Origin of the sequence: Novosphingobium sp. MBES04, from assembly GCF_000813185.1 — a bacterium.
Taxonomy (GTDB): Bacteria; Pseudomonadota; Alphaproteobacteria; order Sphingomonadales; family Sphingomonadaceae; genus Novosphingobium; species Novosphingobium decolorationis.
Genome location: NZ_DF850491.1, coordinates 1 through 12,930, shown reverse-complemented (window position 1 = coordinate 12,930; position 12,930 = coordinate 1). Strand labels below are relative to the sequence as shown.

Here is a 12,930-nt window from a genome sequence, read left to right as displayed (position 1 = left end):
TCACCGGATGGTCGGAAATGGTGGAAGCCGAATTGGGTAGTCAGCGGTTCACCCAGCACTGATGGGGTAATTTCACTAAGAACGATACCCGAACCTCGCAATGCCAGATTGGCATGGTTTGGTGGTGAACTGACGGGATAGCGGAACGTCCGCACCTGGTAACGCGAAATCGGCGTCTGAGTGGCCGGGAAGGGTCGGCTTCGCCAAGGCGCCATGCCGCTTCGTGGGACCAAGAGGTCATTTGCGGACGTGTGGTGTACGACGGCTCTTGGCATAGGGCGGATAGATGACGATCTAAGGTGCCCCGCACCTAAGTGAACTAGGCTTGGCCGGATGCGGAACTCGCGTTCGGGGACGCTAGCGGATTGTCAACGTCACCCGAAGCGTTCTGCCAAACTCTGGCCGGGCGAAGAAATATCCGCCTTGTCCGATCGAATTATCGAACGAACCAGCGCGCGGGTTACCTTCGGTCAGGCCTAAAGAATTTGTCAGATTGGTTGCATCCAGCGTGAGACTGAAGGACGCGTTGGGCTTCCACGCTATGGAAGCATTGACCAGCGAATAGGCGGGTAATCGCTGCATATTGGCGATGTCTGCGAAGCGCTGCGAATAGTGCACGAACTCCAGGCCTAGTTGCCAAGCGCCGTTGAACAGGCTGAGTTCCGGCCGCAGCCTCAAGGCGGCCCGCGGAACCCGGACGAGCTGGTTGCCGCTCGCATCGCGCGTCACCGGTTGTCCGCCGACGAGTTCGGTAAAGCTGAAATTGCGATAACGGGGATCCTGCAGTGTCGCAGTCACTTCGATCGAAAACGGGCCGGAGGGATGCCAGGAGCCTGAAAGCTCAATACCCGCCGTCGATGTGTCCGCAATCGAAGTGCGCTCGACATAAGTATTCGATGCGGTGTCGAACCGGTAGTCGGTAAACGGTAGGCGATCGAAATGGGTGTAAAATGCGACGGCGGAAATGCGCCAGTGCCGCCGCGTCATGATCAACCCGGCGTCAAGCAGCGCAATCGGCACTACGCCCTGATCGGTGCGGGCTGGATCGTTGAAGGCGCTGGCGCTCGGCAGGCGTCTGCTGCGGCTGTAGCGCGCGAACAGACCGGTGTTGTCTGCCGCCTCGAAATTGAGACCGACAGACCAGTTGAAGCCGGAATAGCGATGCCGGATAGGAATCCGCGATCCATCGCTGCCGGAGACCGCGTCATCGGCCAGCGTATAGGGGCTTCCCTGATCATACAGTGTCTTCCCGGCCGCGTACCCCCGGATCGAGGTCTGTTCGAGCCGGGCACCGATGTCCATGCGCCAACGCGGCGCGAACCACCATTCATCCGCCGCATAGAGGGCGAGATTGTCGGCCGTGATCCTCACGGAGTCGAACAGCGATCCATATCGCAAAAAGCCCCGGTCGGTGAAGCCTCCGGTAACCGCGCCGCTATCATCCATTGCCACCAGATCCAGGCGCCTCGCCTGTCCCTGGACGTCCAGCAGGAGGGTGCCCATTTCACGATCGAACCCGAAGCTGGTCGTTGCCCAGGTACCGCCCAATGCCATACCGTGCTGCCCGCCGAGTTCGAACGGAGCCGTGATGCGTGCATCCACGATCCCCTCTTCCAGCGGCAGATCGACGCTGAGCAGATTGGCGGACATCACAAGCCCGTTGCCTGCAGCCCCGCCGCCGAAGGGCGAACCGTCGGCGGCATAGCGAAAGGCGACGGAACTGCTCCCGGGAAACGCAGCCAGCAGCGCGGCGCGGTTGCGCGCGACGAATTCCTCCGCAGTCATCGGGCTGCCGACGGGAAACAGCGCGTTGCGCAACGTATGGTCTTTGTGCCAGCGCGTCTGCAGCTCCACCGCGGCGTCCTCGCCCAGCTCGTGGCGTCCCAGGAACGTCAGGCTGGTTACACGGCTATGCGTGCCTTCGGACAGGTCAACCGTGTAAGGCCCGCGTGCGGTTTGCAGGACCAGTTCACGCGTATCTGGCCCGACCAGCGTGTCGTAAAGAGGATCGAAGCCGGGAATGGCCGCAATCGAGCCATCTGCGCGCGATGCAAGGGGCACCGGCAGGTAGAGAATGACGCTGTCGTCCAGATGGCGCAGGTCGAGCGAAAGTCGCGTGCCGCCATCGTCGTAGACAGCACGCGCTCTGATTTGTCCTCCTTCGTCAGCGGTAAATCCGGGATCGCGCAGGCCCGGATCGCGCCGCCAGAAGCCCGCCAGCAGCACCCCGAGATCGGGATTGAGCGATTGTGCCAGCAAGCCATCGACGCGGAGCAATCCCCGGTCGCTTGCCGTAACGCGCACCTCATTCCCCGGGTCGGCCACGGGATCGCGGGTGATGAAGTTGAGCCCTCCGCCCGGCGCATTGGCGAGAAAAACGGCAGATGGACCGCCACGAATGGCTTCAGCCCGCACGACCGAGGCGTCTACCCGGTAGGACTGGTCGGTATTGAGATAGGCCAGACCGCCGTCGTATTGCACCGGAAGCCCATCCTCCAGCAGGGCAACCGAAGAATAGCCGTCCGTGGGTATGCCGCGCACGCGCACGTTGTTGCTGGCTTCGCCTCCGGTGGCTTCCACCCAGAAGCCGGGAACTTCCTTGAACACGTCGGCCGTCGACAGCGCAGCGTGGCGGATCAGTGCAGTCTGGCCGATTTCCGAGACGGCATAGCTGGCCTCAGTGCCGGTGAGCAACGCAGGGCCGAGCCGCCCGGTCACGATGATGTCCTGCGCTGGCGGAGGCGTCGGCAACGGTGCAGTTGGCTGCTGTTCCCGCCTTGCGGGCAGTTGTCTCGCCGACTTCGCAGGACTGCGCCGCAAGGTTATCAAGCGGGCATCGAAGCGGACAATCTCGAGGCCACTGCCACGCAGTAGGCGTTCGAGCGCCAGACGTCGCAGCATTGCGCCGTGGACCCGGGTACTCTGCCGTCCTGCCGCTGCATCGTAGGGAAAGAGAAGCTGTATGCCAGCCTGCCGTCCGTAGACTTCCAGCGCGGCGGCTAGATCCCCGGCTGGGATATCGAAGCGAACATGCACCTCTTCCGCAACCGCAGGCATTGCCTCAACGGCTGCAGCCCCCCCCAGAAAAGCTGCTGGAATCATCAGTGCAGGACGGCCTGACCACGAACGGACCATCACACTATGTCCTTCCGCTCATTTCGGGCAGAGGACGGTTTCCCGGGCGCCGAAACCAGATCACGCGTGCCCAATGCCGCGGTTTCACGACACTGTTATGTCACCGGCACGTTGCTATCATTGCGCGCCGCAAAGGGCCGTGCAGTCCAGAACGATCGAATTACTCACTGCCAGAAGATCGCCACTTTCGCTGCGCAGCTTGAGGCGAATGACATGCCCCCCCTTGCCGAGAGCTGGCAATTTCCAATGCTGGGTGGTGGACTCCATGATCACCTGCCGCGCAAGCAGGTGGCCGCCATCGAGAATATCCACGCGCGTGCCATCCGGCGCCACCACCTCACCATCGAGCGCGACGGCGTCCTGTGCCTGCAAGCGGCCTCCCATTCTGGCGGTGCCCCCGCTTACCGCAAGACGGAAATCCAGCCGGAGGCTGGCAGGACCGCCGATCTGGATGAAGCTGCGCCCCTTGCGAATACCATCAAGGATCGCCGGCATTGAAAGGTCGTCTGCCTCCACAACCGTGGCAGGTGCCGCGAGCCCGCCAAAGCCGGGTTTCCCGCCAACGGCGGCCGGCTTGTTCGGATCATGGTTGTCGCTGCCGCCCACTACCGCGATGGGATGCCCATAGTTGGTGTGCCTGAGCCAGAATGGTTCCCCATCGCCGAAGCCTTCCGGATTGCCGTCCGCACCCGCGATAGCGCCTCCATTCACAATCTCGACGGCATCGACCTGGGCATAATCTGTGTCCGGCATCGTCCAGCCGCACCCCATGCAGGCCTCTCCCGAAGGCAGGGCCGGATGGTTGATCGACACGAGCCCGCCCAGATCATGCACACGCCGGGCAATGTCCCGGAAAGCGTCGGGCCGGTTGCGGGTCACACGAAAATCGAGCGGGGAAGTGATGCCGAAAACATTGAAGTGACCGAAGAACGTCGTGATCTCGCGGGCCGGGATCAGCAGTATGGTATCGAAATACCCCTGCGCCTCACGCATCATCTGCGCCTGACTGGAGGTGTTGTGCTCACTCACCGCCACGAAATCGAGCCCGCGCGACTGGGCTACTTCCAGTGTCCGGAACAGCGGACAGGGCACATTGTTCCCGCCAAGGCTCTGGCAGGAACCGTCGCTGTGCGCCGTATGCATGTGGAGATCGCCGCGGTACCATCCCTTGCCCCGGCCACGTGTGGGAGTGGGGAGCCATTGCGCCTCGGCACCCTTCAGGAACCAGAGTTTCGCCTTCCAGCGTGCAGTGACGCCCTTGCGGATGTTCGGCACGGCAAGATTAAGTGCCCACTCACCCGGATCGAGCCGGCCGGGAAGGTAGGAAGGTGTCGCATCGCTTTGGGCAATCGTGAAACTAGTCTTGTTGCCGCCGCTGGCGCCGCGAAACCCGTTGGTGTCCTCAATGCCGAGGTCGATGACTGTCTTGTCCTCGCGGTGGTCGTAGTCGAAGGCGACCACGAGGCGGTCGGTCCCGGCGGGAAGGTGGAACGCTTTGCGCAGGTAAGTCTGGTTGGACTCCCTCGAAATGGTCCCGGTCAGAACCTTGTCCGGGGCTCGGCCGGGCAATGCCTCGGGTGCGCCAGCCTGCGCAGCAGCCAGCGGAAGGAAGAGGGAAAGCACGGAGGCCCGCACGAATGTGGGCCTCCGCTTTGCAAGGCGTTCCAGCATCAGAACGAGAAGCTGGCGTTGAGGCGTACGGTGCGGCCGAAGACCGGGCGAGCCAGGAAGTACTGCGAGTTGGAATCCCCCACGTTGAAGGACCCGGCGCGCGGATTGCCTTCGGTCAGCCCCAGTTCGTTGAACAGGTTCTGCACGTTGAGGCCGACGGCGATATTGTCCGTAACTTGCGCGCGGGCATTGAGGTTCACGAGCGTATAGGCCGGCAGAACCTGCGAGTTAGCAATGTCCGGATAACGCTTGGTATAGTGCTCGATTTCCGCCTCGGCACGAACGCGACCGTCGAACAGATTCACGCCAGGAACCGCGCGGATCATCAGCTTGGGTACGCGGATAAGCTGGTTTCCGTCGTAGTCCTGCAGCTTGCCGCTGGAGTCGGTGTACGTGAAGCCCTTATACTGCGGGTCCTGCCAGGTGGCCTGGAGCGCGAAGTCGAAGAATTCGACCGGACGTACCAGCGCTTCCAGTTCGACGCCCCATGTTTTGGTGTCGGCCACCACCACTTCCGGGTCGTCATACTGATTGGTGACTTGGTTGAAGCGATAGTTGGTAAAGCGCACGCCTTCGAACTTCGTCCAGAATGCCGTGGCGAAGAGGTTGAAGATGCCGCTGCCGTACTTCACGCCGAATTCGGCCATCTTGATGGGGACGGATGACTGGTCGGTACGCGTGGGACTGCCGTTGTACTCGCCCGCGCTCGGCAAGCGGAACGTGTCGGTGTAGCGCGCGAAGACCCCGAACTGCGGCGCAAACTGGTAGTTGGCACCAAGGGTCCAGCCCCAGTCGTCGAAGCTCTGATCGACTTCGGTGTAATTGCCCGTGCCGGCGAGCACGTTGTTGTCCGCCAGCGTCGCGGGATTGCCAAGATCGATGGTGGTTTTCTGTTCCACCTGTCCGTTGATCCGGGTGCGTTCCCAGCGCGCGGCGAAATCGAGCCGCAGCGCGGGCGTGATCTGCCATTCGTCGCCGGCGTACAGGGCAAGGTTGTGCACGTTCATGCCAACCCGATCGTAGATCGAGCCGTAGCGCTGGAAGCCGTTGTCCGTGAGCGAGCCCACGACATTTCCGGCGGCATCGACGCCCACGACATCGACCCGGTTGGCGTTCCCTTTTACGTCGATCAGCGTCGTGCCCATGTAGCGGTCGAAACGATAACTGGTGGCGTCATAGGTCATGCCGACCGCAGCGTTGTGATGGCCGCCCGCGTCGAACTCCGCGGTCAGGCGGTTGTCGGTCATGGCCTCTTCGATCGGAACGCTGACCGAGAGCAGGTTGCCGCCGACGACAAGGCCATTACCGTTGGTGTTGGCATCAAGCACGCCGCTGCCGTCGGCATACTGGGCGCGGACACCGACGGCACCGGGGAATGCAGCGAGAACAGTCGGCGAAACGTCTGCGAGATAGGCCGAAAGCTCCTGAACGTTGCCGGTCGGGAACATCGCGTTGCGCAGGATGTCGGCATCTTTGTAGCGGCTGCGGGTCTGGACTGCGAAGGTGTCGTCGATGTGGAAGGTGCCTTCGATCGAGACTTGGGTCAGCTTGGTATGAGAGCCCTGCGTGAGATCAAAGATGTAAGGGGCGCCTTCGCGCAGGATCGCAACGTTGCTGGTGCCGGGACCAGCCAACGTGTCGCTGCGCGAATCAAAGCCGGGCACATCGGTGATATTGCCGTTGGCGTCATAGGTCAGTGGAACCGGCAGGTAGAACGGGACCTTGTCGTCGATGCGCTTGACATCGACCATGAACGAATTCCGGCCATCGTCGTAGTTGATCGTGCCGCGGATCTGGCCGCCCTTAGACGCCTTGAAGCCCATGTCGCGCATACCGTCGCTTGCGCGGTAGAAGCCGCCCACGAACACGCCCCAGTTGTTGCCGATGCGCTGGCCATAATAGGCATCCACGCGGTTCTCGCCATAGTCGCCCCAGGTGTACTTGATCAGGCCGCCCGGTTCGTCGGTGCCCTTGCGGGTGATGAAGTTGACGACGCCGCCGGGTGCGTTCGGGGCGAAGATCGAGGCCGGACCGCCGCGCACGGCTTCCACGCGGGCGATTGTCTCGTCGAAACGGAAGGACTGGTCTGCGTTAAGGTAGCCGAGGCCGCCGTCGTACTGAACCGAAAGTCCGTTCTCCTGCAGCGCGACTGACGAATAGCCATCGGTCGGGATGCCGCGCGAACGCACGTTGTTGGAGCCTTCACCGCCTGAGCTTTCAACCCAGAAACCCGGCACCTGCTTGAACGTATCGGCAGCGGACACTGGATTGGTCAGGCGGAGCTGTTCGTCGTTGAGCGTGGAAATGGCAAAGCTTGCCTCCGCCTTGCGCAGTTCGGCACCGCCCGCACGGCCGGTTACGACGATCTCGTCGAAGTCGCTGCCGCGCACCGCGTCGGAAGGCTTTTCGGCACTAGCCCGGCCGTCCTGCGCCATCACGGCGGGCGCGGAAAGACAGGTTGCAAGGGCAAGGATCGAGCAGGTCAGAATACGTTTTTGCATGAATGTCCCCCTGGGAGCGTTGTCCGCCTGCCAGGGTGCTTCACCCGTGTGCGGGGCGCACGAAACCACGCGCGAATAGCTCTGCTTTCGCGACATTCCGTACGTCCGCCGCGGGTTGCGGCTGCGCCATGTCAGACTTCACGCCCAAGACGGCAGACGAACAAAATCCCGCTATCGGGCTGCGCAATTTTTTTAAAAAATCTTTTGAAGACCGCTCAGGACGGCGGCGGTCAGCGCGCTCCGACGCCCGCCCGGTATAGCTCGATACCCTTGTCCGTGCGCCTGTGTGCAATGCCGAAGCCCTGATCGAGAGCTGCCAGGAAGCGCTGCGGATCGTCCAGCTCGAACCGACCGCCCAGCCGGGTCTGCTTCAGGACCGGGTCGGTCAGAACCAGCTTGGTGCCGAGATAGCGGTTGAATTCATCGAGGGCCTGCCCCAGCGCCATGCCGTTGAAGACGATCTCGCCGCGCTGCCAGGCGAGGGCATCCGCCATGTCGGCGGCCCCGGCATCACTGATCTGAACGCTTGCGACATCGACGGTAAGCAGCTGGCCAGACAGAACGGATTGCGGCTTGGCACCGCCCGCGTCTACTTGGGCTGCACCTTGGACCGTCAGGAATGACGCGCTGTCACCGGCCAGCCGGGCATCGTATTTCCCGGGCTGCAGCCGGGCGTTGAAGGACTTGCTGTACAGCCGGACGCCGTCCTTCGCTTCGCCGCGCAAGGACAGCAAGACTTCGCCGCGGTCTAGCCAGAGCTCGCGAATTCCATGGAAACGCCAGGCGATCTGGCTGTCCGTATTGAGCATGGCCCGGCTGCCGTCAGGCAGCACCAGATCACGCCGTTCGCCTACGCCGGTACTGGCAACTGCCCGCTTCGGCCAGGCAAGAAAGGCACCCGCGCCAGCCGTCGCAATAATGCCGGCTGCAATGCCGCCCATCATCTGACGGCGTGTCGCGCCACGCCCCTGGCCTGCATCAACCGCCGCTGGCATGTCCGCCTCAGCGTGCGCCGCCGTCCCGCCACCGCAGTCTTCATAGAACGCGGCGGTACGCTTGTCAGCCGTGTAAGCCCAGGTTGCGGCGACTTGCGCGAAGGCGGAGGCATGGCGCGGATCAGCGTTCCGCCACGCTTCGAACTTCTCTTCATCAACAGAACCGGCATCGAGCGCGACAAGCCATTCGGCCGCCACGTCCGTCAGATTTGTTCTGTTTTTTGCCGTTTCTCCCATGAAGGAGACTGCTCCGCCTTTTCCAAAGTGCCCGGTTCGGAAAGCCTTTCCAACAGCAAGCGGAAGCCTTTGACCAGATGTTTCTCGACAGTAGAGACGGAGATTTCCATTTTTTCCGCCACCTGCCGGGGCGGCAATCCCTCAATTCTGCGCAGCACGAGGGCTTCGCGCATGCGGTCCGGGAGGGTTTCGATCGTTCCGGCAACGCGCCGCAGTTCGGCACGATGGGCCACAATTTCGTCTGGGGCGGGTTGTTCGTCAGCCGGATCGAGGGCTTGGATCAGAGCGCTCTGATCCAGTCGCACGACTTCGGACCTGCGGAAGCGTTCGGCAGCAAGGTTGTGAATGATCCGCATGGTGAAAGCCTGCGGATCGCCGATCGCCTTCCAATCCTTCAGCGCAAAAAGGCGCGCATAGGCCTCCTGCACCAGATCTTCGGCTTCTCCCGGCTCTCGAACAAGCCGCAGGGCATAGGCGCGGTGGCGGGCGTTGTGGATGAACACCCTCTCACCGAACCAGATGTCTATTTCCCGAAGCCAACCCATTCCCTGCGCCTCCGCCTGCGGCGACACGGCGTCTAGGCAGTCTTGATGACGCGTTGCTTACACATGCCTCATGCTTTCGGGTCTAGATCTTGCCGAACGGTGGGGAGTCCCGCCCCCGAAAGCGATTACGGAATAGCTACATTGCCTTCAGGCCCCAGATTCGGCGATCGAGCGTCTTGAGTTGGTTGATGTCTGCTGCTTGCTTCGGCAGCAAAACCGGCAGCTATCTACCGATCGCCATTCCAAAGCGGAAATTCCGCAACCGGCCCGTCATGGAAACGGGAGTGTGCCTGGTCCAGTTTGCTTATCATGGGAAGGCAATGCGCGACTGGACACTGCTAATGCGCCCCAAGATCAGGCTCTACACATCAAGAATCCTGGAGAAGCGGCGTTAGGTCGCGGGAAGCGTTGATAATGCGCTGCACTGTGACGACAGCCTCCTCCACCGTATAGGCAATCAATACACGACGTTCGAACGTGAGCGTCCGGAGACCTTCGATCAAGTCGTCACGGGGAGATCCGCGATGAGGAAAGCTAGCCAGCGTGGCGATGCGATCTTCAATTCTGGCAAGATAGCTATCCGCAGTGGGAAGGTCAGCTTCCGCGTTGACCCATTGGTGGAGGGCGATCAGATCATCGATCGCCAAAGCCGACAATTGGACGTTGTAGGTCATTCCTTGGGGATAGATGCACGAACCTGAGCAAAGGCTTTGTCGAGGGCCACGGGTGGCCGCGGGTCGGCCAACGCCTCGGCAACGCGAACGCGAACCAGCTCGTCGAGTACCGCTTCTTCCCGATCCAACGCACGCAAACCCGCACGCATCACTTCACTCATCGAGGCATATCGCCCCGATGCCAGATGGCGTTCGGCATGCGATGCCATCTCGCCGAGTGTTACCGAAATTGCTTTTGCAGCCATATCAGCCTCCATTGAATATGATTTTATCATACTGCAGTCTCGCGGGCGAGGCTAGTGGTTGGATCGCAAGAAGGGCCCGCCTCACCGATGCGTCTGCGTCGACGAGAACTCGTCAAACGCTGATCACTTCTGAGACAGGACGGGGCTTGCCTGGTTGGGATCAGGTAGCGGTGTGTCGAAAACCCAATTGAGATAGGCCGCGATGCGGATGCCGGCGCGTTTCAGGCGATCATCGATATCCTGGCGGTGTTCGTATGCGTAGTCCCACGACAGCGCGGGGGCCGCGGGGTAGATCGATTTGCGAAGAGCGATGCTTTCGTGGATCCACACCGCAGGATCACGCTCGCTCCAAGTGATGATTTCGTTCGGTGTCACCGACCGTGATAGCCATGCGGCATACTCGGAATACGACAAAGAGCGCTGCTCGATGAGCGCTGAATCCCAGACCGAGTGCAAGTTGCTTGGCTTGCCAAACCAGGTGACCGTGACAGAATTGCCACCGCGATCAGCTCCGTTGCCGGCATGAAGCGGTTGGTGCAAATCGCCAATGATGTGGACGATAAAGCGTAGAGCTTGGCGCTTATCGTCAGCTTCGGCCTTGGGGTCGCGTAGCGTAGCGGTGAAACGCGATAGCGCGGTCATTGCATCGCCGGTCGGCGGTGTATCGGAAGGCCGATAATCATCGCCACCGACCGTCACATAGTGCCAGGGGCTCGCCTGTGTCTGCCAGAGGGGGTCGGGATTGGACTTCATGTCATCGGGCCAGGTTGCAGCTTCGGCAAGGTCTTCGCTGCCAAGCAGCACGCGGACATTGGCGCGCGCTAGTCCGCTCAGGTTCTCGTCCGCAATCGCGCCTGTGATGCGGTGACCTATCGGGCCCCAGGCATTGGCCGGGGAGGCAAAGACGAGCGAGGCGGCGAGTAGAACGGATTTGTGCATGCCCACTGCATAGAGCACACGTGCATGTGGGAAACCCCGCAAAGCGCGCATGCCTCGAATTCGAGGCGCTGATAGTCTCCAAACTCCCTACTGCTGATAGCCGGTATCTTGCCGTCGAATACAGGTCGAGAAGCCGAGTGGGACCAAGTGTGTTCCAGCTTAGGAACCGGCCGGTGTGGCCGGGCTCCAACGGCGCGGGGAGGCGCGCAGTAGGGGAACCGCGCAGTGGGTGCACAAGGCGACGTCCTGGCCGCGCTTGTTGCGCGCGATCGATTGCTGCGATGGCTCGTGATAGCCCAGGAAACAGAGCAGGGATCTCATAATAACCTCCTACCAGCGCCGGGGGATATGTCATCTAGGATACGCGCCCTGAATAGCGCCAGAATGGCTGGTAAGCGTTCTCGCTCCTGTAATCGCCTGTGTGAATCAGTGGCGGCGTCTGTGATTCAAAATTCGCGTTGGATCGCGTCTTTCGTCCGCGCGTAAGACGCGATCCATGAACATCGAGACGACCCTCAACCAGTTGCTCGCCCCGGAAGGCGGGATCCTCGCGCTGGAAGCCCGCGACCCGACACGCGGGCTGGCGCGCCGCTGGCAGGTCGAGGTGGGCCAGGACCTGTTTGGTTGGACCACGCTGACCTGGAGCTGGGGGCGGATCGGGACGGCCGGGCAGGGCAAGCAGCTGTCCTTCGCCGCGCGATCCGAGGCCCGCAAGGCGGCGCGCGCACTGTTGCAACGGCGGATGCGCGCGCCGCGCCGGATTGGTGTCGCTTACGTGCCTGTCGTCTCCTGATCTCCAGTGCGCGCGAGCAGGCGATCGATGTCGGCCATGGCCTCGTCAAGCGCATCGACCGCAGGGCCAAGCGCGTTCGGGGCGGCCGGGGCACGGGCATTGGACGGCCTCGCATCCTCCGTTGCCTCCAGCAGCACTTTGCCGCGGCGTTGCCGAGCCTCGGCCAATCCGACCTCGCGCAAGGCGTCGCGTAGCGCATAGGTCCCCCGTCGGCTGACCCCGACCGCGTCCATCAACGGGTCGAGCCCGAGCGGCGCAAAGCCCACCAGCAGGATCCAGGCCTCACCCGCGCGCGAGCTGCGCCGCAGCCCCGCGAGCCGCTGCGCGAGCACCCCGGCTCGGCTGCGCGCCGTGTCGAGTGCGCGCAGGTGAGCGCGGGCCGTCGTCTCTACCGCGTGGGCAAGTTGCAGTTGAACCGAGGCGCTGCGTGTCAGCAGCCGTTCGGTGGTGACGAGGCCGGGCATCGGCAGGGCTTGGGCGAGGGGGCCGCCGCGCGACAGGTGGAGGCCGAGCGCATAGTCGAGCGCCCAGAGCGGGGTGATCGGACGTAGCCCCGCAAAGGCCACCCAGACCTCGCCGGTATCGTAGCTGCGGATTCCCGGCTCGATGGGGGCGAATGCCGGGTCGTTTGCGGCGGCGCTGCACAGCGCGGCAAGCGCCTCGAAAGGAAGGGGCGCGTCTTGAGGCGGGGGCAGCCCCTCAACAAGCTGACGCGCCCGCACGAGCGCGCCGGTGGTCGCTTCCGTCTCGCGCGTTTGCTCCTCGAGAGACAGAGGAACTTCGTCTGCGACAAAGCGTGCGCAGCGCTGGAGCGTCTGCGCGGTCCTGGCGAGCGGCTCCCACGGGTGGAGCGCCATTTCGGAGAGGAGGGTGCGGACAATACCCAGCGCCGAGGAGGGCGCCTCGGCGATGTGCTCGGGCCCACGCGCGAGGCCCGCAAACCAGTCCGCAAAGCGCTCCGGGGCATCGAGAAAGCCCGCCTGCGTCAGCGCACCAAGCAGCGTGCGGCGCACCAGATCGGCGCAGAACAGCCGTTCTTCGGTCTCGCCAAGACGGGTGAGCCGCCCATCGAGTTTGCCCAGGGCGTACGCGGCTGACGTCTCGGCGCGCGCCAAGTCACGCGGGTCGACGGTGTCCTCGGCTGACCAGGGATCCAAAGGCTCCATGGCGCCATGTGTAGCTAATGGGCTTTCAC

Annotated in this window: 10 protein-coding genes; 1 reads left to right on the top strand and 9 read right to left on the bottom strand. The window is 62.6% G+C overall.

The annotated features are described in order from the left end of the window. Nucleotides 1-357: 357 nt before the first annotated feature. From MBENS4_RS23025 to MBENS4_RS22990, 8 genes are all read right to left on the bottom strand, one after another. On the bottom strand, nt 358-3,135 hold the full coding sequence (locus MBENS4_RS23025) for a TonB-dependent receptor (protein ID WP_039396527.1): 2,778 nt from the start codon (nt 3,133-3,135) through the stop codon (nt 358-360). Nucleotides 3,136-3,252: 117 nt separating this feature from the next. Continuing rightward, nucleotides 3,253-4,806 (bottom strand): CehA/McbA family metallohydrolase, encoded by a 1,554-nt coding sequence (locus tag MBENS4_RS23020; RefSeq protein ID WP_052322738.1) that lies wholly within the window; start codon nt 4,804-4,806, stop codon nt 3,253-3,255. After that, nucleotides 4,806-7,307: a TonB-dependent receptor gene (locus MBENS4_RS23015; protein WP_039396524.1), complete on the bottom strand. Its 2,502-nt coding sequence runs from the start codon at nt 7,305-7,307 to the stop codon at nt 4,806-4,808. The genes MBENS4_RS23020 and MBENS4_RS23015 overlap by 1 nt, the downstream gene beginning before the upstream one ends. A 230-nt stretch (nt 7,308-7,537) precedes the next feature. After that, nucleotides 7,538-8,539, bottom strand: a complete 1,002-nt coding sequence (locus tag MBENS4_RS23010; RefSeq protein WP_084592347.1) for a FecR family protein — start codon at nt 8,537-8,539, stop codon at nt 7,538-7,540. Beyond that, a complete protein-coding gene (locus MBENS4_RS25115) occupies nt 8,506-9,084 on the bottom strand; it encodes an RNA polymerase sigma factor (RefSeq protein WP_039396681.1) in 579 nt (192 codons plus the stop codon). Before MBENS4_RS25115 ends, MBENS4_RS23010 begins: the two co-directional genes overlap by 34 nt. 368 nt (nt 9,085-9,452) lie before the next feature. Continuing rightward, the gene (locus tag MBENS4_RS23000) at nt 9,453-9,758 is read right to left on the bottom strand and encodes a type II toxin-antitoxin system RelE/ParE family toxin (protein ID WP_039396520.1); all 306 of its coding nucleotides are present in this window, start codon (nt 9,756-9,758) and stop codon (nt 9,453-9,455) included. Beyond that, entirely contained in the window at nt 9,755-10,003 is a 249-nt protein-coding gene (locus MBENS4_RS22995; protein ID WP_039396518.1) for a ribbon-helix-helix domain-containing protein, read from the bottom strand. Before MBENS4_RS22995 ends, MBENS4_RS23000 begins: the two co-directional genes overlap by 4 nt. 123 nt (nt 10,004-10,126) lie before the next feature. Next, entirely contained in the window at nt 10,127-10,942 is an 816-nt protein-coding gene (locus MBENS4_RS22990) for a S1/P1 nuclease (protein ID WP_039396677.1), read from the bottom strand. A gap of 496 nt (nt 10,943-11,438) precedes the next feature. Between MBENS4_RS22990 and MBENS4_RS22985 the strand changes: the two genes are divergently transcribed. Continuing rightward, complete coding sequence (locus MBENS4_RS22985) at nt 11,439-11,735, top strand: WGR domain-containing protein (protein ID WP_052322736.1); 297 nt, start codon at nt 11,439-11,441, stop codon at nt 11,733-11,735. Here MBENS4_RS22985 and MBENS4_RS22980 read toward each other — a convergent pair. After that, nucleotides 11,714-12,930 (bottom strand): hypothetical protein (locus MBENS4_RS22980; RefSeq protein WP_206778151.1); only part of this gene is annotated, 1,217 nt, incomplete at its 5' end. The genes MBENS4_RS22985 and MBENS4_RS22980 overlap by 22 nt on opposite strands.